Origin of the sequence: Agromyces aurantiacus (assembly GCF_016907355.1) — a bacterium.
GTDB classification, from domain to species: domain Bacteria; phylum Actinomycetota; class Actinomycetes; order Actinomycetales; family Microbacteriaceae; genus Agromyces; species Agromyces aurantiacus.
Window position 1 is genome coordinate 52544 of the sequence record NZ_JAFBBW010000001.1, and the last position, 20560, is coordinate 73103.

A 20560-nucleotide genomic window follows, 5' to 3' on the forward strand; every position below is an offset into this window, starting at 1 on the left:
GTGCGTTCATGATCCGGATGTCCTCTCTGACGTGGATCTGTCTCTTGTTGGGGTGGGTCACGCCGTCAGCACTCGGCACGCGCGGGGCGCGAGCTCGACGTGGATGGTGCTGCCGGGGCCGGGCGCGTTCATCGGGGCACCTCGTGCGATGAGGCGGCCGACCGCCGCGTCGCCGTTGAGGATGTCGACCTCGTACTCGACGATCTCGCCGAGGAACTCCGCCCGCACCACGCGGGCGGGCAGCACATTGGGTCGATCCGGTGCGACATCGTGCCACCGGACGCTCTCGGGCCGGAAGGTGATCGTGACGTCGGCTCCGATGCCCACGTTCTCGGGGCACGGGCTCGTCAGTCGGGCGCCGTACGCCTCGACGAGCGCGTCGCCGTCGGTGTCGCGACCGCGGACGACGGCCGGGATCATGTTGACCCGGCCGACGAAGTCGGCGACGAATCGGTCCGCCGGCTCGAAGTAGAGCTCGCGGGGCGTGGCCTCCTGCACGATGCGACCCTGGTTCATCACGGCGACGCGATCCGACATCGACAGCGCCTCCGACTGGTCGTGCGTGACGTAGAGCGCCGTGATGCCCAGGCGCTGCTGGAGGCTCCGCAGCTCGTTGCGCATCGTGTCGCGCAGCTTCGCGTCGAGGTTGCTGAGCGGTTCGTCCAGGAGCAGGAGCCGCGGGCGGTGGGCCAGTGCGCGGGCGAGCGCCAGGCGCTGCTGCTGCCCGCCCGAGAGCGCCGTCGCCGGGCGGTGGGCGAAGGCGTCGAGCTGGACGAGCTCGAGCGCCTCCATCGCGCGCTTCCGCGCCTCCTTCTTCGGCAGCCGCCCCGACGCCACCTGGAGGGGGAAGACGGCGTTGGCGAACACCGACATGTGCGGCCAGATGGCGTAGTTCTGGAACACCATGCCGACGTCCCGCTTGTCGGGCGAGAGGTGCCGGCTGCTGCTCGACAGCACCCGATCGTCGAGCGTGATGCGCCCGCCGTTGCTGGTCTCCAGGCCGGCGACGCAGCGCAGCGTGGTGGTCTTGCCACATCCCGAGGGGCCGAGGAGCGAGGTGAAGGTGCCCGGCTCGATGGTGAACGAGACGCCTTTCACGACCCCGACGCGGGCGCCGTCCAGCTCGTAGTGCTTCTCCAGCCCGTCGACCACGAGGCGACCGCCGCCGATGCGAGGGTCGACCTCGCCCGGGGGTTCGCCGTTCGCGGCGTCGGGTGCGGAGTCCTTCGGGGCCCGCGCGATCCGCCCGCTGTGCTGGTACGACGTCGTCATCGACGGCTCCTTCGGCATTCTCTGGATTCTGGATACATGAATGGATCGGCTGCGTAGCTCCGGACGTCCGGCACGCGCCTAGCTGCCCGGCGCGGCGCCAGCGGGTTCCGGGTCCGCCGCCCGGTCGCCCTCGGCCGCGTGCTCGCCCCACTCCACGGTCACCCGCGGCGAAGCGAAGCAGAGGACCACCACCGCGCAGGCGGCGAATGCCCCGACCGCGAGCCACAGCGACTGGGACATCGACGCGGCGAACCCCTCGGCGAGCGAAGCCGGAAGCCCGCCGCCCGACCCCTCACCGGCTCGCCGGGCCACGTCCGCGTCCACGCCCGGGAGCTCGACGTCGAGCCGGGCGCTCATGAGCGCGGCGATCGCCGCCGAGCCGAGCACGGAGCCGAGCTGCCGAGTCGTCGTGTACACGCCGGATCCGATCCCCGCGCGGGCCGGAGGCAGGTTGCGCGTCGCCGTCGACGCGAGCGGGGCGAAGACGCCCGACATGCCGAGCCCGAGGAGCGCCGACGGCAGCAGCAGCATCCAGAGCGCGACGTCCGGGGACATCAGCGCGACGTAGCAGCCGAGGGCGGATGCCACGGTGGACAGCCCGGCGAACGCGATCCACTTGGGGTTCACGCGATCGCCGAGCCGCCCCACGAGTGGCGCCAGGACGCCCGAGACCACCGCCATGGGGACCAGCATGAGCGCGCCCTCGGTCGGAGTCATGCCGCGCCCGACCTGGAAGTAGAACGCGAGCGGCAGCGGCATCGCCACGACGCCGACGCCGACCAGCGCGATCGCGAGATTGGAGAGGGCGAAGTTGCGGTCGCGGAACAGCGCGAGCGGCAGGAGCGGCTCGACCGGGTTGAACGCCTGCCAGGCCACGAAGGCCGCGAGCACCGCGACACCCGTCCCGATCACGCCCCACACCGTGATCGGGCCGACGACGGTGCCCCACTCGTACGTCGCGCCCTCCTGGATGCCGAACACGAGCAGGAACATGCCGATCGCGCTGAGCACGACCCCCAGCCAGTCCAGGCGGTGAACGTGCCGTTCGAGGCGCGGGACGAATCGCCAGGCGAGCAGGAACGCCGCGATGCCGAACGGCACGTTCACCAGGAAGACCCACTGCCACCCGAACGCGTCGACCAGGAGTCCGCCGAGGATCGGGCCGACCAGCATGGCCACGCCCGCGACGGCGCCCCAGAGTCCCATGGCCGCGCCGCGGTGCTGCGGCGGGAAGATGCGCGTGATGACGGCCATGGTCTGGGGGGTCATGAGCGCGGCACCGAGCCCTTGGACCGCGCGGGCCGCGATGAGCACGCCGATGTCGTCGGCGAACCCGCACCAGAGGGAGGCGAGCGTGAAGACGACCAGTCCGGCCAGGTAGACGCGCCGCGGCCCGAACCGATCGCCGAGACGGCCGGTGATCAGCAGCGGCACGGCGTACGCGAGGAGGTAGGCGCTGGTCACCCAGATCACCGCCGTCAGGTCGGTGCCGAGGTCGCGCAGGATCGCCGGGTTGGCGATGGTGACGATCGTGGTGTCGACGAGGATCATGAAGAACCCCATGACGAGCGCCCACAGGGCGGGCCACGGCGTGGTGATCCGGTTCATTCGCGGGCCTTCCGGGCTCGGGATGTCGCTCAGTCCGCGACCGGGAGCCCGACGAGCGGCTCGCCGAGGAGGGGCGTCGAGACCGCGTAGATGCCGTGATTGGCGAACACCCAGATCAGGTTCCGGTCCCACTCGACGAAGATGCCGTGGACGGGGGCGGCGAGGTCGTCGTCGTCCTTGAGTCCCATCGGCGGCACGAAGTAGGCGCCCACCTTCGGATCCTCCGGGTCGCGCACGTCGAAGACCTGGAGACCCGCGGCGTAGAACGCATACGGGATGACCCCGCCGTGCGGCGTGCCGGTGTTGATGAAGTACCCCGATCGCTTGGGCCCGAACGACCCGCGTCGCTGCGCCCAGTCCGTGAACGGCGCCTCGGCGGGCGGGAGCGGTCGGGGCAGCGTCCGCACCACTCTCGGCTGCGTCGGGTCGCTCACGTCGACCTGGTAGATCTCCTTCGCGGGCTCGTAGCAGTCGGTGTTCATCGGGTACCCCGAGACGTAGACGTACCCGGTCTCCTCGACCTGCGTGGTGTCGACGTTGTCGCCCTCCGTCCCGGCCACGCTCACCGGCAGGTCGCACCATCCGACATGGTGGATGTTCGCCGGGTCGGACACGTCGAGGACGAAGAAGCCCTGCCCGCCCTGCGCGGCGTAGCCGTAGCGCCATCCGGACTCCACCGAACGCGGCATGAAGATGCCCATGCGCGAGCCGAACCACGACGTCTTGTTGTTCCACCGCGCGTTCCCCGCGAGGTAGGGCGAGTCCGCTTCCTCGCCGACGCGGGTGCCGGGCACCCACCACGTCGACAGGTGCACCGGTCGGGCGGGGTCCGAGACGTCGTAGGCGGCGTGACCGGCGGCCCAGAGCGTGGTGCGGTACGGCTGATTGGTGAACGTGTTGTCGGGCGCGGTCGCGACGAACAGGTAGCGGTCGCCGTAGTAGACGGGCAGGTCGAGGACGCCGTTGCCCTCCTGGATCTCGTCCGGGCCGTGGTTCGGATCGGTCGAGACCTCGGTGAGCAGCGTCCAGTCGCGCGGCGTCGGACCGTTCACCTCGAACACCCGGAACCCGCGCAGCCCCTCCCACCCGAGCAGCTGGCCCTCGACGGTCGGGTCGGTCCACTTGTTGGCGACGCGACCCTGCAGGAAGTAGCGCGGGGTCTCGTTGGCCTGGATGGCGATGTGCTTCCCGAGCCTCTCGTTCCACTGGATCGTCACGGCACCGAAGCTCGGGCCGCTCCAGGGCAGCGTCTCCTCGTCGACCACGACGAGGTCGCGCGGGTCGGTGATGTCGTACACGTTCCACCGGTTCCCGCCGCCGTAGTGGAGCATGTAGCGCCGGCCGTCCCAGTCGTAGACCGCCTGCCAGGTGTGGCTCGTGTTCACGACGATGGGGTAGAATGCCTCGGCCGTCGCGTTCAGGCTGTAGGTCGCCGGGTCGCGGTACGGGAGCTGTCCGGGCCAGTCGACGAACACGTCGCGCGGCACCGACGGCGTGGACTCCGGCGGCAGGAACGTCCCGTCGGGCTGCATGCCCCAGCTCCCGGGCTCGGGGTCGGCCGGTTCGCCGTCGACGCGCTCGAAGTCCTCGGGGTCGTACTTCTTCGCGTCGGGAACGTACGGGGAGCCGGCCATTTCGCCTCCAGGATCGGCAGGGGTGAGATCTGGGATCGGCGACCACCCCGCGGGGCGTCGTCCCTCTCAGCGTCACGAGACCGATCGATGCTGTCCAATATCTATCCGGCTCCGAGCCATGACCGGATGGGCATATCAGGTTGAGGAGCGCGCCTCGGTCCTCGCGTACTCGCGCTCGAGCTCCGCGAGCCGCTCGCCCTCCGCCCGCAGGTGCGCGAGCAGCGCGGCGGCGGCAGGGGACGGCGCGCGGTCCTTCGGCACGGTGACCCCGACGGACCGCCGGATCGAGCTCAGCGGCGTGGGCAGGATGCGCAGGTCCCGGTCGTCGACGGCGATGAACATGGGCAGGGCGGCGATGACGTCGGTCGAGACGAGGAGGTTGCGCAGCGTGAGCATTGAGGTGCACTCGACCCGGTCCGCCGGCAACGGGAGGCCCTCGTGGAAGAAGACCGCCTCGAGCTCGGCGCGCAGGGCCGTCTGCGCCACGGGGAAGATCCACGGGTAGGCGATCAGGGAGGCGAGCGATGCCGCGCGCGTCCCGCCGATGACCGGATGGCCCGCCCGGGCCACGAGGCGGATCGGCTCCTGGTGCAGGCGCTCCTGCTCGAGGCGCGCCGGGACGGTGGGTGAGAGCCTGCCGACCGTGAAGTCCAGGTCGCCGGCGAGGAGCCACTGCTGGAGCGCGTCCGGCGTCCCCTCCCGCACGACCACGGTCAGCCGCGGGTGCTCGGCCTTCAGCGCGGCGATCGCGCGCGGCAGCAGCAGGTTCGACCCAGCCAGGTGCGTCCCGACCGTGACGGTCCCGAGCTGGCCGGACTGCATCAGCCGCACCTCCTCGCCCGCGGCCCGGAGCTCGGCGAGCACCGATCGGGCCCGCTCGATGAACGACCGGCCGTAGGGCGTCGGCGCGACCCCGCGCGGCATCCGCTCGAACAGCGGCACGCCGAGCACGTCCTCGACCTCGCGCAGGCCGCGGGTCACGACGGGCTGGGTGATGTGCAGCGACTCCGCCGCGCGCACCAGGGTGCCCTCGTCGGCGATGGCGGTGACGAGGATGAGATGCCGGATCTTGAGCCGGCCGTCCAGGAGGCGATCGATGGCCATGCCGCGAACTATAGCCACAGGGGCATGGCACTGCATCAAGTGGGCATTTGTCCGGCATCGTTCGGCCTTCCTAGCCTGAGGCCATGCCCAGCCAGACCACGAGCGCGACCGCGACGAGCGCCGGCACGATCCACGGCCGGCCGCCACGGAGGACGCGCGCGACCCGCACGATCCGCAACCTGATCGGCGGTGCGGCCGTCGACGGCATCCGCACGTTCGACAAGGTCGACCCGGTCGACGGCACGCTCATCGCCCGCGTGCACGAGGCCGGCCCCGAACAGGTCGACCTCGCCGTCGCCGCGGCCCGCGCCGCCTTCGAGGGCCCGTGGGGGCGCATGGGCGTCGCCGAGCGCGCCCGCCTGCTGCGCCGGATCGCCGACGCGGTCGAGCGGCATGCCGAGGAGCTCGTCGCGGCGGAGGTCGGCGACACCGGCAAGCCGGAGACGCTCGCCCGCGACCTCGACGTCGCCCGCGCCGCCGCGAACTTCCGCTCCTTCGCCGACACGATCGCCGCCGCCGGACTGGACTCCTACCTGACCGAGCTGCCCGACGGCCGCAACGCGCTCAACTACGCGGTGCGCAAACCGCTCGGCGTGGTCGCCGTGATCGTGCCGTGGAACCTGCCGCTCCTGCTGCTCACGTGGAAGCTCGCGCCGGCGCTCGCGGCGGGCAACACCGTGATCGTGAAGCCCTCCGAGGAGACGCCGTCATCGGCGGCACTGCTCGCCGAGATCCTCGCCGAGGCCGGGCTGCCCGATGGGGTCGTGAACGTCGTGCACGGGTTCGGCGTGGGCTCCGCGGGCGAGGCTCTGACGCGGCATCCGGGCATCGACGGCGTCACCTTCACCGGCGAGACGGCCACCGGCTCGGCCATCATGCGGGCCGTCTCGCCCCGGGTGCGGCCCGTCTCCTTCGAGCTCGGAGGCAAGAACGCCGCCGTGGTGTTCGCCGACGCCGACCTCGAGCTCGCCGTCGCCGGGCTCGCCCGTTCCACGTTCCTCAACACCGGCCAGGTCTGCCTCTGCACCGAGCGGATCTACATCGAGCGCACCGTGTTCGACGACGTGGCCTCGGCGCTCGCCGACCACGCCCGGCGCCTCCGCCTCGGCCGTCCCCAGGATGCCGCGACGACCACCGGCCCGCTCATCTCGCAGGCGCACCGCCAGAAGGTCCACTCCTACCTCGACCTGGCACTCGAGGAGGGGGCCACCGTGCTCGCGGGCGGCGGCATCCCGAGCCTCGGCGGCGATCTCGACGGCGGATCCTGGATCGAGCCGACGCTGTGGACCGGACTGGACAACTCGCACCGCACGGTGCGCGAGGAGATCTTCGGCCCGGTCGCGGCCCTGATCCCGTTCGACACCGAGGAGGAGGCCATCGCGATGGCGAACGACACCGACTACGGCCTCGCCGCCGTGACCTGGACCTCCGACCTCACGCGCGGTCACCGCGTCGCGCAGCGCATGCGGGTCGGCATGTCATGGGTGAACACGTGGTACCTCCGCGACCTGCGGAGCCCGTTCGGCGGCGTCGGGCTGTCGGGCATCGGCCGCGAGGGCGGCCGCCACTCGCTCGAGTTCTACACCGAGCCGACGAACGTGTGCGTGCAGCTGTGAGCGCCGAGCGGATGGCACGGCTCGACCCGGTGCACGCCGCCGAGGCACGACTGCGCGCGGCCTCGTGCGTGCACGTCGCGTGCGCGCCCGTGCGCGACCTGATCGCGGAGGACGACCAGGACGCCGCCTACGCGGTGCAGGCGCTCGGCATCGCGCGGCGCATCGCGGAGGGTCGGCGGGTCGTGGGCCGCAAGATCGGCCTCACCTCGGCCGCGGTGCAGGCGCAGTTCGGCGTGCACACCCCCGACTACGGCGTCCTGCTCGACGACATGGTCGTGGCCGACCGCGAACCGCTGCCGCTCGACCGCTTCCTCCAGCCGCGGGTCGAGGCCGAGGTCGCCTTCGTGCTGGGCCGCGACCTCGACTCCCCCACGACGCACGTCGCCGACGTCCTCCGCGCCACGGCGTTCGTCCTGCCGGCGATCGAGGTGGTCGACTCGCGGATCGCCGCCTGGGACATCCGCATCGCCGACACGATCGCGGACAACGCCTCGAGCGGGGCCGTCGTGCTCGGCACGACCCCGCGCGGAGTGGACGGGCTCGACCTCGCCGCGGTCGGCATGCGCCTCGATCGCGACGGTGAACCGGTCTCGACGGGCTCGGGCGCCGCGTGCCTCGGCAGCCCCGTCACGGCGGTCGCATGGCTCGCCAGAGCGGTCGCGCGACACGGGCGGCCGCTGCGGGCGGGCGAGATCGTGCTCTCCGGCGCGCTCGGCCCGATGGTCGCCGCCGAGGCGGGCGTCTACCACGCGCGGCTCGAGGGCCTCGGCGAGGTGCGCGCCGATCTCGTGGCGTCGGCCGAGCCGGCCCTGGCGCTCGGCGGTGCGGCATGAGCGCCGGCGTGGCCGTCATCGGCTCGGGCAACATCGGCACCGACCTCATGATCAAGGTGATGCGGCTCTCGGAGACGCTCCACGTCGCCGCGATGGCCGGCATCGATCCCGGCTCGGACGGCCTCGCGAGGGCGCGGCGGCTCGGGGTCGCGACGACGCACGAGGGCGTCGACGGCCTCGTGCGGATGCCGGAGTTCGCCGACGTCGAGCTCGTGTTCGACGCGACCTCCGCCGGGGCGCACCTGCGCAACGACCGCGTGGTCCGGGAGCATGGCCGGATCATGGTCGACCTCACCCCGGCCGCGATCGGACCGTACGTCGTCCCGGTCGTCAACCTCGATGCGCACCTCGGTGCGACCAACGTCAACCTGGTCACCTGCGGCGGCCAGGCCACCGTGCCGGTGGTCGCCGCCGTCTCGCGGGTGGCGCGCGTCGCGTACGCCGAGATCGTCGCGTCGATCGCGTCGCGCTCCGCCGGTCCCGGCACGCGTGCGAACATCGACGAGTTCACGCAGACCACCGCCCGGGCCATCGAGGCGATCGGCGGCGCCGAACGCGGGAAGGCGATCATCGTCCTGAATCCCGCCGAGCCGCCGCTCGTCATGCGCGACACCGTGTTCTGCCTCGTCGAGCACGATCCCGGCGGCACGCTCGACGAGGCCGCGGTGCGACGCTCGGTCGCCGACACGGTCGCCGAGGTGCACGACTACGTCGGCGGCTACCGGCTCAAGCAGGAGGTGCAGTTCGATGCGGTCGAGGAGGCGTACGTGCCGGCGCTCGGCCGGCCGTTCCGCGGCACGAGGGTCACGGTCCTGCTCGAGGTCGCCGGAGCCGGCCACTACCTGCCCGAGTACGCGGGCAACCTCGACATCATGACGTCGGCGGCCCTGCGCACCGCGGAGCGGCTCGTCGCCGCCCGCATCGCGGCCGACCGATCGGAGGTGGTCGCATGACGGCGACGGCGCCTCGCGTCTACGTGCAGGACGTGACCCTCCGCGACGGCATGCACGCCGTCGGCCACCGCTACTCGCTCGAGGAGGTCCGCGCGATCGCGTCGGCCCTCGAGGCCGCGGGTGTCGACGCGATCGAGGTCGCCCACGGCGACGGGCTCGGCGGGTCGAGCGTGGCCTACGGGCACGGGGCGCACACCGACGAACGGTGGATCGAGGCCGCCGCCTCGGTGCTCGAGCGCGCCCGGCTCACGACCCTGATCCTCCCGGGCATCGGCACGATCGACGACCTCGAGCGAGCACGCGACCTCGGCGTGCGGAGCGTGCGCGTCGCGACCCACTGCACCGAGGCCGACGTCGCCGCACAGCACATCGGCTGGGCGCGCGAGCACGGCATGGACGTCTCGGGTTTCCTGATGATGAGCCACTTGAACGACCCGGCCGGCCTGGCCGGGCAGGCCAAGCTCATGGAGTCGTACGGCGCGCACTGCGTGTACGTCACCGATTCGGGGGGCCGCCTCACCATGCGCGACGTGGCCGAGCGCATCGATGCGTACCGCCAGGTGCTCGGGCCCGCGACCGAGATCGGCATCCACGCCCACGAGAACCTCTCGCTCAGCGTCGCGAACAGCGTCACCGCGGTCGAGCACGGCGCGGACCGCGTGGACGCCTCGCTCGCGGGCCAGGGCGCGGGCGCGGGCAACTGCCCGATCGAGGCCTTCGTCGCGGTCGCCGACCTGCTCGGCTGGCAGCACGGCTGCGACCTCTTCGCCCTGCAGGACGCGGCCGAGGAACTCGTGCGGCCGCTGCAGCGCCGGCCCGTCCGCGTCGACCGCGAGACCCTGACGCTCGGATACGCGGGGGTCTACTCGAGCTTCCTGCTCCACGCCGAGCGCGCCGCCGAGCGCCACGGGCTCGACGCCCGCGACATCCTGGTCGAACTCGGACGCCGGCGGATGGTGGGTGGCCAGGAGGACATGATCGTCGACGTCGCGCTCGACCTGGTGGCGGCCCGACGAGCGACCAGCAGTGCGGAGGGGGCGGCATGAGCGCGGAACAGGGCACGCACACGCACCACGACGACCGGGCCACGGTGGCCCGCCACGCCGTCGCGGCCGACGCCGCCGCGCTCGACCAGGCGCAGCGCACCGCCTCGCCGATCGCCGGCCGTGCGGCTGGCGCACCGAGCGGGCTGGACGCCGCGTACGCGACCCAGCACGCGCTCATCGCGCGTCGCACCGACCGCGGCGAGCGCGTCGTCGGCGTGAAGCTGGGCTTCACGAGCCGGGCGAAGGCGGAGCAGATGGGCGTGGCCGACGTCATCCTCGGCACGCTCACCGATGCGATGGGCGTCGACGACCACGGCCGCTACGACCCCCGGACGGCCATCCACCCGCGCGTCGAGCCCGAGGTCGCGTACCTGCTCGGCCCCGGCGTCGAGGACGAACTCGCGGAGCCCGACCCGTCCGCCTCGATCGCGGCGGTCGCGCCAGCGCTCGAGGTCATCGACTCCCGGTACCGCGACTTCCGCTTCAGCCTCGACGACGTCGTCGCCGACAACGCCTCGGCCGCCGCCTTCGCGATCGGGCCGTGGCGCCGCCCCGCGGACACCGGCCCGATGGACAACCGGGCGGTGTCGCTCGAGTTCGACGGCCGGCTCGTCCAGGCCGGCTCCACGGCCGCGATCCTCGGCGACCCGGGCCGGGCGATCGCCGCGGCACGGCGGCTCGCGGGGCGCCACGGCTTCGCGCTGCGCGCGGGCATGATCCTGCTCGCGGGCGCGGCGACCGCCGCGGTCCCCCTGCCCGCCACCGGCGTGGTCGGCGCGGAGATCGCCGGCCTCGGCCGGGTCTCGCTGCGCGTCGGCGACGGCGCCCGGACGGAGGCACGATGACCGAACGACGATCGATCCTCGTGGCCGGCAAGGCCGCGCCCCGCGGCCGGTTCCCGCACGCCAGGGTCGCCGGCGACCTCGTCTTCGTGTCGGGCACGTCGAGTCGCCGCCCCGACCACACCATCGCGGGCGCCGACGCCGACGAGTTCGGCGCGACCCGGCTCGACATCGCCGTGCAGACGCGCGCGGTCATCGAGAACCTGCGCGAGATCCTCGCCGAGGCCGGATGCCGCCTCGAGGACCTCGTGCAGGCGACGAGCTACCTCGTCGACATGAACGACTTCGCCGGGTACAACGCCGTCTGGGCGGAGTACTTCGACGAGTCCGGCCCGGCGCGGACCACCGTGGCCGTGCACGCCCTGCCGCACCCGCACCTGCGCATCGAGATCCAGGCGATCGCGAGGCGCACCGAACCGACCGCCATCGAACTCCAGGAGGAGAAATGAGCACCCTGCCCCCCGTCATCGACTTCGCCGCGTGGATCGCGGAGAACGAGCACCTGCTCAAGCCGCCCGTGAACAACAAGCAGGCCTGGCAGCCCATGGGCGACTTCATCGTCCAGGTCGTCGGCGGCCCCAACCAGCGCACCGACTACCACTTCGATCCCTACGAGGAGTGGTTCTACCAGTACCGCGGCGACATGCACGTGAACGTGATGACCGAGGACGGCCCGCAGCGCATCGACATCCGCGAGGGCGAGATGTGGCTGCTGCCCGGCAACGTCTACCACTCCCCCCAGCGTCCGGAGGCCGGCTCGATCGGCATCGTCATCGAGCGGATCCGCGAGGAGGGCACGCTCGAGAAGTTCGCGTGGTTCTGCCCGAACTGCGACACGAAGGTGCACGAGGTCGAACTGCAGGTCCGCGACATCGTCGAGGACCTGCCGCCCGTGTTCCGCGACTTCTACGAGAGCGAGGAGGGCCGCACCTGCCCGAACTGCGGCACGGTCCACCCCGGCAAGGGCTGACGCGGGTGGGCACGATCGACGTCCACACGCATTACGTGCCGAGCGCTTGGCCCGACCTCTCCACGCGGGCCGGGCCGGGCACGTGGCCGTCGTTGCGGGTCGACTCCGAGCGCGAGGCGATGATCATGCTCGGCGACGCCGAGTTCCGTCGCATCGGCGCCGACTGCTGGGATGCCGCGGCGCGCGTCGCCGACATGGACGCCGAGGGGGTCGAGCTCCAGGTCGTCTCCCCCACGCCGGTCTTCTTCGCCTACGACAAGTCGGGCGACGAAGCCGCGAAGGTCGCGCGAATCTTCAACGACCTCGCGCTGGAGATCTGCGAACCGGCGCGCGATCGCCTGCTCCCGTTCGCGCAGGTGCCGCTCCAGGATCCGGATGCCGCCTGCGCCGAGGTCGACCGGGCCGTGGCATCCGGGCATGTCGGCGTCGAGATCGGCAATCACGTCGGCGACCGCGACCTCGACCACGAGGGCATCGTGACCTTCCTCCAGCATTGCGCCGGTCGCGGGATCCCCGTGTTCGTGCACCCCTGGGACATGGCCGGCTCCCCGCGGCTGGATCGGTGGATGGCGCGCTGGCTGACCGGCATGCCGGCCGAGACGCACCTCTCGATCATCGCGATGGTGCTCGGCGGCGTCTTCGACCGCGTGCCCGACTCGTTGCGGATCGCCTTCGCCCACGGCGGGGGCTCGTTCGCGTTCTGGCTGGGCCGGTTCGAGAACGCCTGGCATCGTCGACCCGACCTCATCGGCGTGAGCGAGCGGCCGCCATCCGAGTACCTCGACCGCTTCAGCGTCGACTCCGTCGTCTTCGATCCGGCCGCCCTCCGGCTGCTCGTCGAGACGCTGGGCGCCGACCGTGTGATGGTCGGCAGCGACTACCCCTACCCGCTCGGCGAGCGCCCCGTCGGCGCGGTGGTCGACCGGGCCGACTTCCTCTCCGATGCCGACCGGGCCGCGATCCGGCACGGCAACGCACGCCGCTTCCTGGGCGTGTGAGACCCCACGAAGGCAGGACCCCATGAACACGCCGACCTCGGTCGCCCACTCGCTCGACCGCGCCACGTGCACCGCCCTCGATGCGGCGGATGCGCTCGCCCCGTTCCGGGACCGCTTCGTCCTGCCCGCGGGCGTGGTCTACCTCGACGGGAACTCGCTGGGGGCGCTCCCCGGGCACACGGCCGCGCACGTCCAGCGCGTCATCACCGAGGAGTGGGGCACCGGGCTGATCCGCAGCTGGAACGACGCCGGATGGTTCGCCAAGCCCGTCGCGCTCGGCGACCGCATCGCCCCCCTGATCGGCGCCGCACCCGGCGAGGTGGTGCTCGGCGACTCGACATCGGCGAGCCTGTTCCAGGCGGCCGTCGCGGCCGTGCGGATGCGCCCGGGGCGACGCGTCGTCGTCTCGGAGCGGGGAAGCTTCCCGACCGACCTCTACATGCTCGAGGCCGTGCAGGAGCTCCTCGGCGGCGACGAGCCGCTCGAGCGCCGCTTGATCCACGACGAGGGGCCAAGCCTCGAGGACGTGCTCGGCGACGACGTCGCCGTGGTCGTGCTCACGCACGTCGACTACCGCACGGGCCGCATGCGCGACCTCGCCGAGGTGACCCGGCAGGTGCAGGCGTCGGGGGCGCTGATGCTGTGGGACCTCTGCCACAGCGCGGGCGCAGTGCCGGTCGACCTGAACGGCGCCGGCGCCGACCTCGCGATCGGCTGCACGTACAAGTACCTCAACGGCGGCCCCGGGGCACCCTCGTTCATCTGGGTCGCCGAGCGTCACCAGTCCGCCGCCAAACCGGCACTCACCGGATGGCACGGCCACGCGCGCCCGTTCGACTTCGAGTTCGGCTACGCGCCCGCCGACGGCATCACCCGATTCCGCGTGGGCACCCCGCAGCTGCTGTCGATGGCGGCGCTCGAGGCGAGCCTCGAGATCTGGGAGGAGGTCGACCTCGAGGCGGTCCGCGAGAAGAGCCTGCGGCTGACCGAGCTGTTCATCTCGCTGGTGGACGCCCGACTCGCCCCGTGGGGCGTCGAGGTCGTCACCCCTCGCCAGTCGGCGCTGCGCGGCAGCCAGGTCGCCCTGCGCGTCGAGGACGGCTTCGCCGTGATGCAGGCGCTCATCGAGCGCGGCGTCATCGGCGACTTCCGCGCGCCCGACCTCATGCGCTTCGGCTTCGCCCCGCTCTACGTCTCGCACGCCGACGTGTGGGACGCGGTCGCGGCCCTCGAGGAGATCCTCTCGACGGAGGTGTGGCGGGAGCCGCGATTCGCCCGGAGGGGCGCGGTCACCTGACCCGGCCCGGCCACCCCATGACGAGGGGCCGCGTGCGTCGCACGCGGCCCCTCGTCATGGGTCACGGGATGTAGTCGACGTGCCCGTGGGGCGCGACATCCGCCCGGTAGCGCTCGACGAGGTCCCGCCAGCCGAAGCCGTCGCCGAACTCGTGCGTGTGCGCGGCCTCGATGAAATGCCACAGCAGGTACGGGTGCGCGCCGAGCGCGTACAGCGCCTCGTGGTCGATCGTCGCGAACGCGGCGCGCTCGGCCTCGGTCAGCGACCGGTCGTCGGTCGGCCGGTGGGGTCCGCCGGCGCCGGCCAGCCAGGCGTCGACGAACGCGGCCGGGTCGGCGACGTACCGGGCCACGTCGGCGTCGCTCATCTCGACCGCCCGCATGAACTTGTCGATCATGTACTTGCTCACGCCGGATCCCTCCACATGAAGAACGGGCTCGAGGCGAACCGCGACTCGGTCGCCTCGGCCAGGTCGGCGGGGCGCCCGCCCATCGCGGCGAGCGCCGTGATCACGTTCACGTACTGGTAGGTGACGTTGCCGGCCGCCATGACACGGTCGAACCGGCATCCGGCGATCGCGCCCTCGAGGTCGCCGTCGCGCATCCACGCCACGGCCTCGGCGTCGAAGGCGGGGTCGGGCGAGCCGGCGAACTGCCTCGGCCCCCCGACATCCGTCGCCATGTGCCCGGAGGTGATGAGCGCGACGCGCGCGTCGGACTCCCAGCCGGCGATCGTCTCGCGCAGGTGCTCGCCCAGCACGGCGAAGCGGCGCGGCGAGGGCAGCGGCGGCAGGGTGGCGTTGGTGTGGATCGGCACGATGGGCAGGTCGAGCTCGGGCCGCAGGTACTGCAGCGGGATCACGAACCCGTGGTCGAGCCGCCACTCGTGGCTCACCGCGAAGTCGATCGCCTCGGGCAGCAGCTCGCGTCCGGCGATGCGCTCGGCGAGGTCCGGATGCCCCGTGAGTTCGACGTACTCCATGCCGAACGTGCGCACCTCGTTCTCGTAGGTGCCGTGGTAGTGCGCGGCCTTGCCGACGACGAACGCGGGCGCGTGGTCGAAGAAGAACTGGCGGATGTGGTCGGTGCCGACGACGACGAGCACGTCGACGCCGAGGTCGCGGATCGCGTCGCGGATGCGCGCGAAGTTGCCGGCGACGCCGGCGAGGTCGTCGGGCATCGGGTCGCGCATGGCGCGCCAGAGGAGCGGGTTGTGCGGCGTCGCGGCCGCGAGCACGAGCTTCGCCATGGTTCGCCTCCGCCTCAGATCCCGAAGAGCCCGCGGGCGTTGCCGAGCAGGATCTTCCGCCGGGACTCGTCCTCGAACGGCAGCCCGGCGAACTCGTCCATCCACCGGTCGGCGGTCATCACGGGCCAGTCGGAGCCGAACAGCACGCGGTCGGTGATGAGCGAGTCGGCGTAGCGCACGACCTCGGGCGGCAGGTACTTCGGCGCCCAGCCCGACAGGTCGAGGTACACGTTCGACTTGTGCCACACCATGGCGAGGTTCTCGAGGTGCCACGGCCAGGCGGGGTGCGCGCTGATGATCTTCAGCTCGGGGAACTCGGCGGCGACGTCGTCGAGGTACGGGATGGGACGGGCGTTCTCGAGGCGGTACCCGCCGCCGCCCGGCGTTCCCGCGCCGGCGCCCGGGAAGCCCGAGTGGAACATGACGACGAGCCCCAGCTCGGCGCAGGTCTCCCAGATCGGGAAGAACCGCCGGTCGTTGGCCAGGAACTTCTGCCGCGACGGGTTGAGCTCGCCCACCCCCTTGATGCCGTACTCGGCGTGCATGCGCCGGATCTCGGCGATCGCCGCCTCGCCCTTCCACGGGTCGATGCCGGCGAACGCGAGGAACACGTCGGGGTGGTCGGCCTGGGCCCGGCCGAGCAGGTCGTTGGGGGCGCCGGGGATGCCGGAGGTCGTCTCCGAGTCGGAGTTCACGATGACGGCCATCATGCGGCGGTCGCGGTACTGGTCGGCCTGCTCGGCGAACGACACCACCGGGCGCTCGCGGCCGAAGTGCTTCGCCATCTGCTGGTGGCGCGCGCCCATCGCGGCGAGGAACTCCTCGGTCTGCGGGTGGGTGTGCACGTCGATGGCGACGAGATCGTCCATGCGGTTCATGCGCGGCTCCGTTCGTCGGTGGTCGTCGAGGCGGTGGTCGTCGAGGCGACGGTGGTCGAGGCGGATGCCGCGGCCGCGGCGAGCACGTCGGCCTGTCCCTCGCCGAGCCGCGGCGCCGCGCGAAGGGCCGGTCGCCCGCTCGCGTGGAACACGGTGCTCGGCGCGGGCACGCGCAGTGGCGCGCCATCCGGGCCGGGGATCTCCTCGACGAGCGCCATCGAGGCGACCTGCGGATCGTCGAACAGGTCGGCGACCGTGTTGAGCGGCCCGTGCGGGATGTCGTGCGCCTCGAGCCGGTCGAGCCAGTGCTGCCGCGGCATCCGCCCGGTGATCGCCTTGAGCTCGGCGTCGAGCGCGTCGTAATTGCGCACGCGCGCCTCGCGCGTGGCGAAGCGGGGGTCGTCGGCGAGGTCGGGCCGCTCGAGCACGGCGAGCAGGCCCGTCCAGAACTTCTCGGGCACCGACATGTGGATGACGAACGCCCTGCCGTCGGCCCCGACGCACGCGTAGGCCTGCGCGCGGCGTGGGCGGGAGTCGGGCCCGGCGACCTGGCCGGTCTCGAGGTAGGTGGACGCGGCCTCGGTGAGGAAGTCGATCAGCGAGCCGACCATCGACACCTCGACGTGCTCGCCCTCGCCCCGCGCCTCGCGCGCGTGCAGCGCGGCGAGCACGGCCTGCGCCGCCGACATGCCCGAGAGCAGGTCCGAGAACGCCGGCCCGAGGGGTCGCAGCGTGTCGGCCGGCACGACCTGGCTGTACATCGCGCCGACCGCCGAGATGACGGTGTCGTACGCGGGCCGGGCGGCGTAGGGACCGGTCGGGCCGAACCCCGTGATCGAGCACGTGATGATCCGCGGGTTGAGGTCGTGCAGGGCCTCGGGCCCGAAGCCGAGCCGGGTGGCCACGCCCGGCCGGAAGTTCTCGATCAGCACGTCGGCGTCGCGCGCGAGCGCGTGCAGCGCGGCGATCCCGCCCTCGGTCTTGAGGTCGAGCGTGACGGCGCGCTTGCCGCGGTTGTACGCCGCGAACTGGGGGCTCATCGCGCCGTGGCCCTCCCACCGGCGCATCGGGTCGCCCTCGGGCGACTCGACCTTGACCACGTCGGCGCCGAGGTCGGCGAGCAGCTTGGCCGCGTAGGGGCCTGAGATGTACTGGCCGAGCTCGACGACGCGGATGCCCGCGAGCGGGCCGCCGCCTCGGGCGGGCGGGCCGGATGACTCGGTGCGGGGGCTCATCGGGTCTGCTCCTCTCGGTGCTCGTTCCTGAGGTCGTCGGGTCGGGTGTCGAGCACCGTCCAGCCCCGCTGCACGAGCACGAGGTGCAGCGGCACGGCCTTCGACACGAGCGCGGTGGTGGGGCATCGGCGGATCGCCTCGTGGAGCAGGCCCACCGCCTGCTGGGGGGAGGCGTCGTCGTCGATGCGCACCTCGACCACGAACCAGAGCGGATGGGCCGGCACCGCCTCGACGAGGTGCTCGCCCCGCAGGTCGAGGCACGTGCGCACCTCGGCCTCGAGCGAGCGCACCGCGATGTCCGCCGCCGACCAGGTCTTCGCCGTCCAGCCGAGCACGCAGAACGCGATCGAGCTGAGGAGGTAGCGCATCGGGCTCGGCGCGGAGTCGTGGCCGCCGCGCTCGGCGGACTCGTCGGAGCGGAAGGCGTAGCGCGTGCCGTACTGCTCGAACTCCGACACGGAGGCGACGTCGCCCTCGAGTCGCGCGGCGACCCAGGGGCGCATGCGAGCGGATGCCGCGTCGGCCCGGGTCCGATCGGCGATGCGGTGGAGCGACGCGCGCAACCGCGGCCGGTCGATGAGGTCAGCGGACATCGATGATCACCTTGCCCGGGGTCGTGGTGGGGAACTCGCGGTAGGCGCGTGCCACGTTGTCGAGCACGTAGCGCGCTCCGATGCGGGGGCGCACGGCGCCGTCGCGCACGAGGTCGAGCGCACGGCGCACCTGGTCGAGGTCGGCGCTCGCGACGCCGGCGAGGCGCTTGCGCGAGAGGTAGAAGTCGCGGGCGTCGATCGTGAGGCGCGTGTCGACGGATGCCGCGCAGAATGCCGCACGTCCGCGCCAGCCGAGCGCGGCGATCGCCTGGCCGAGCAGCGCGGCGCTGCCGCTGACGTCGACGACCGCGTCGAACCCCGCGGCCTCGAGTCCGGTCACGGCGGCCGCGCGTTCGAGGGCGCCGGCGAGGTCGGCGTCGGGGCCCGTGACCACGACGCGGGCGCCGTCGGGGGCGTCGTCGAGCGGATGCCGCGTGGCGGCGGTCACGTCGGCGCCGAGGTGCAGGCCGTACTCGATCGCGACCCGGCCGAGGGTTCCGCTCGCTCCCGTGACGAGCACCCGCTCGCCGGCGCGGACGCCGGCGGCGTCGAAGGCGTTGAGCACGATCGGCAGGCTGTGGATGGTCGCCGTCGCGGTCGCGGCATCCAGGCCGTCGCGGTCGAACGCGACCTCGGCGGGCACCGCGACGTACTCGGCGGCGCCGCCGTCGAGATGGACGCCGACGACCTGCTGGGCCGGGCAGTCCGCCTCATGACCGGCGAGGCAGGCGTCGCAGCGGCCGCAGGGGATGTTGGGCTTCACGACGACGCGCTCGCCGACGCGCGAGCGGTCGACGCCGGCGCCGACCTCGACCACCTCGCCGGCCGGGTCGATGCCGAGGATGCGGGGGAGCTTGGCCGCCGCACCGGGGCCCCGACCGACGATGACGTTGAGGTCGAGCTGGTTGACGCCGACGGTCTCGACGCGGATGAGGACCTCGCCGTCGCCGGGTGCAGGCGCGGCGACGCGTGCGACGTCGATTCCGTCGAGGCCATGGGCCTGGAGGAGGGCTGCACGCACGCTTCGCCTCGTTCCCGGGTCGGCACGGCGTCCATCGCCGCTTCTTGGATACCGTATCCAAAAATGGGCGCGCTCGTCCAGCACCTTCGTCGAGTTCATCGTCCCCCGAACTCGGGCCGCGGGAAAGCATGGACAGAGCCTCACATTTTGGATACGGTATCCACCAATTCGCGAGAGGCTCCGTCTCCGCGGGAGGCCGACCGCGAGTCAACCCGCCACGAATGGAGAGTCATGCGCAGATCCATCCCCCGCTCCGGCCTCGCAGCGGCCGCCGGCCTGGCAGTGTTCGCACTGCTGACCGGCTGCGCCACCGCGGGCGATGCCGCCGGAGGCGGCGACAGCGACCCCGTCGAGCTCGCCGAGGGCGAGCCCGGCGAGCCCGAGGACACCGAGATCACGGTGGCCATCCCCTTCCCCGACATCACCATGTACTCGATGTACGTGCTCGCGACCGACCTCGGCTACTACGAGGAGGAGGGCCTCAGCGTCGAGGTCATCACCGCCGACAACGTGACGGCGGCCGTGGCATCCGGCAGTGCCGACATCGGCGTCGAGTCGACCGGAACGGTCATCGAGGCCATCCGCGGCGGCGTCGAGGTCGACCTCGTGTCCGGGCACTACTGCCGGCAGAACTTCGACTTCGCGGTGCAGCCCGAGATCGAGTCCGTCGAGGACCTCGAGGGCAGCGCGATCGTCCTCGCGGGCACGCCCGGCGACCCGGCCGAGTTCCAGCGGGCCCGCGTGCTCGCCGAGGAGGGCTGGGACCTCGAGGGCGTGAACGTCGAGGTCGTCTACCCGGGCCCCGGCTCGGAATCGTGGACGGAGTTCTTCGTCAACGACCGCATCACCCTGCAGCCGTTCTACGGCGACGACCGCCCGGCGCTCGAGGAGGCCGGGGCGGAGTTCCCCGTCGAGGCGCTCCGCAACTGGGCGAACGACGTCATGGTCGCCGGGTCGGGCTACGTCGAGGAGAACCCCAACACGCTCGTGCGGTTCCTGCGGGCGACGCTGAAGGCGGTCGAGTTCATGACCGCCCCGGCACCGGGCGAGATCCCCGAGAACGCCGACGAGGTCCTCGACATCTACGAGGCGAACGACTTCGACGTCTCGGGCCTCCGCGGCTCCGACAGCCCGTGGGTGCTCGACGGCCACCTCGCCTGCCAGAACCTCTACTTCGACACCGAGGCCTGGGACACGACCGTCGAGACCCAGGAGTTGCAGCCGATCGAGTTCGACGAGGCCCAGCTCGTCTACCTCGAGAAGGCGCAGGAGCTCCTCGGCCTCGACAACTCCGGCCCGGAGACCCTCCCCTACCCCTGATCCCCCGACACCCCGATGCCGTGACCGGCATCACGACGGGCCCCCGCCGCAGCGCATGACGGCGGGGGCCCGTCGCGTGCGCGGGACAGAGG

Annotated in this window: 20 protein-coding genes; 10 read left to right on the forward strand and 10 right to left on the reverse strand. The window is 72.3% G+C overall.

Going from position 1 to position 20560, the window contains the following annotated elements; genetic code table 11:
- Positions 1-57: 57 nt before the first annotated feature.
- The 4 genes from JOD46_RS00225 to JOD46_RS00240 all read right to left on the reverse strand — a co-directional run bounded on the left by JOD46_RS00225 (position 58) and on the right by JOD46_RS00240 (position 5618).
- On the reverse strand, positions 58-1272 hold the full coding sequence (locus JOD46_RS00225; RefSeq protein ID WP_204390707.1) for an ABC transporter ATP-binding protein: 1215 nt from the start codon (positions 1270-1272) through the stop codon (positions 58-60).
- Positions 1273-1350: 78 nt separating this feature from the next.
- Positions 1351-2880, reverse strand: a complete 1530-nt coding sequence (locus JOD46_RS00230; RefSeq protein ID WP_204390708.1) for a DHA2 family efflux MFS transporter permease subunit — start codon at positions 2878-2880, stop codon at positions 1351-1353.
- A gap of 29 nt (positions 2881-2909) precedes the next feature.
- Positions 2910-4514, reverse strand: a complete 1605-nt coding sequence (locus tag JOD46_RS00235) for an LVIVD repeat-containing protein (RefSeq protein ID WP_204390709.1) — start codon at positions 4512-4514, stop codon at positions 2910-2912.
- A 135-nt stretch (positions 4515-4649) separates the two neighbouring features.
- Entirely contained in the window at positions 4650-5618 is a 969-nt protein-coding gene (locus tag JOD46_RS00240; protein WP_204390710.1) for a LysR substrate-binding domain-containing protein, read from the reverse strand.
- 83 nt (positions 5619-5701) lie between these two features.
- Between JOD46_RS00240 and JOD46_RS00245 the strand changes: the two genes are divergently transcribed.
- From JOD46_RS00245 to kynU, 9 genes are read left to right on the forward strand one after another with little or no spacing between them, the layout of a single operon-like run.
- Entirely contained in the window at positions 5702-7234 is a 1533-nt protein-coding gene (locus tag JOD46_RS00245) for a 2-hydroxymuconic semialdehyde dehydrogenase (RefSeq protein ID WP_204390711.1), read from the forward strand.
- Positions 7231-8067, forward strand: a complete 837-nt coding sequence (locus tag JOD46_RS00250; RefSeq protein ID WP_307834848.1) for a 2-keto-4-pentenoate hydratase — start codon at positions 7231-7233, stop codon at positions 8065-8067. Before JOD46_RS00245 ends, JOD46_RS00250 begins: the two co-directional genes overlap by 4 nt.
- Positions 8064-9020 (forward strand): acetaldehyde dehydrogenase (acetylating), encoded by a 957-nt coding sequence (locus JOD46_RS00255; protein ID WP_204390712.1) that lies wholly within the window; start codon positions 8064-8066, stop codon positions 9018-9020. The genes JOD46_RS00250 and JOD46_RS00255 overlap by 4 nt, the downstream gene beginning before the upstream one ends.
- On the forward strand, positions 9017-10066 hold the full coding sequence (gene dmpG, locus JOD46_RS00260; RefSeq protein ID WP_204390714.1) for a 4-hydroxy-2-oxovalerate aldolase: 1050 nt from the start codon (positions 9017-9019) through the stop codon (positions 10064-10066). Before JOD46_RS00255 ends, dmpG begins: the two co-directional genes overlap by 4 nt.
- Positions 10063-10911 (forward strand): 2-keto-4-pentenoate hydratase, encoded by an 849-nt coding sequence (locus tag JOD46_RS00265; protein WP_204390716.1) that lies wholly within the window; start codon positions 10063-10065, stop codon positions 10909-10911. The genes dmpG and JOD46_RS00265 overlap by 4 nt, the downstream gene beginning before the upstream one ends.
- Entirely contained in the window at positions 10908-11357 is a 450-nt protein-coding gene (locus JOD46_RS00270; protein WP_204390718.1) for a RidA family protein, read from the forward strand. Before JOD46_RS00265 ends, JOD46_RS00270 begins: the two co-directional genes overlap by 4 nt.
- Positions 11354-11878, forward strand: coding sequence for a 3-hydroxyanthranilate 3,4-dioxygenase (locus tag JOD46_RS00275; RefSeq protein ID WP_204390720.1), 525 nt, complete (start codon positions 11354-11356; stop codon positions 11876-11878). The genes JOD46_RS00270 and JOD46_RS00275 overlap by 4 nt, the downstream gene beginning before the upstream one ends.
- Before the next feature lie 5 nt (positions 11879-11883).
- Complete coding sequence (locus JOD46_RS00280) at positions 11884-12876, forward strand: amidohydrolase family protein (protein ID WP_204390722.1); 993 nt, start codon at positions 11884-11886, stop codon at positions 12874-12876.
- Positions 12877-12898: 22 nt separating this feature from the next.
- Positions 12899-14173, forward strand: coding sequence for a kynureninase (gene kynU, locus JOD46_RS00285; RefSeq protein ID WP_204390724.1), 1275 nt, complete (start codon positions 12899-12901; stop codon positions 14171-14173).
- Positions 14174-14234: 61 nt separating this feature from the next.
- On the opposite strand, the gene JOD46_RS00290 is transcribed toward kynU, so the two are convergent.
- Genes JOD46_RS00290 through JOD46_RS00315 form a run of 6 tightly spaced genes read right to left on the reverse strand, consistent with a single transcriptional unit; the run spans position 14235 to position 19148 of the window.
- The gene (locus JOD46_RS00290; RefSeq protein WP_204390726.1) at positions 14235-14582 is read right to left on the reverse strand and encodes a hypothetical protein; all 348 of its coding nucleotides are present in this window, start codon (positions 14580-14582) and stop codon (positions 14235-14237) included.
- Positions 14579-15421 carry a DODA-type extradiol aromatic ring-opening family dioxygenase gene (locus JOD46_RS00295; RefSeq protein WP_204390728.1) on the reverse strand — a complete coding sequence of 281 codons (843 nt, stop codon included), beginning with the start codon at positions 15419-15421 and terminating at the stop codon, positions 14579-14581. The genes JOD46_RS00290 and JOD46_RS00295 overlap by 4 nt, the downstream gene beginning before the upstream one ends.
- Before the next feature lie 14 nt (positions 15422-15435).
- Positions 15436-16299 carry an amidohydrolase family protein gene (locus JOD46_RS00300; RefSeq protein WP_204390730.1) on the reverse strand — a complete coding sequence of 288 codons (864 nt, stop codon included), beginning with the start codon at positions 16297-16299 and terminating at the stop codon, positions 15436-15438.
- Positions 16296-17534: a CaiB/BaiF CoA transferase family protein gene (locus JOD46_RS00305; protein ID WP_204390732.1), complete on the reverse strand. Its 1239-nt coding sequence runs from the start codon at positions 17532-17534 to the stop codon at positions 16296-16298. Before JOD46_RS00305 ends, JOD46_RS00300 begins: the two co-directional genes overlap by 4 nt.
- Entirely contained in the window at positions 17531-18127 is a 597-nt protein-coding gene (locus JOD46_RS00310; RefSeq protein WP_204390734.1) for an OsmC family protein, read from the reverse strand. Before JOD46_RS00310 ends, JOD46_RS00305 begins: the two co-directional genes overlap by 4 nt.
- A complete protein-coding gene (locus tag JOD46_RS00315; protein ID WP_204390736.1) occupies positions 18117-19148 on the reverse strand; it encodes an alcohol dehydrogenase catalytic domain-containing protein in 1032 nt (343 codons plus the stop codon). Before JOD46_RS00315 ends, JOD46_RS00310 begins: the two co-directional genes overlap by 11 nt.
- A 231-nt stretch (positions 19149-19379) precedes the next feature.
- Here JOD46_RS00315 and JOD46_RS00320 point away from each other — a divergent pair, with 231 nt between their 5' ends.
- On the forward strand, positions 19380-20468 hold the full coding sequence (locus JOD46_RS00320; RefSeq protein ID WP_204390738.1) for an ABC transporter substrate-binding protein: 1089 nt from the start codon (positions 19380-19382) through the stop codon (positions 20466-20468).
- Positions 20469-20560: the final 92 nt, after the last annotated feature.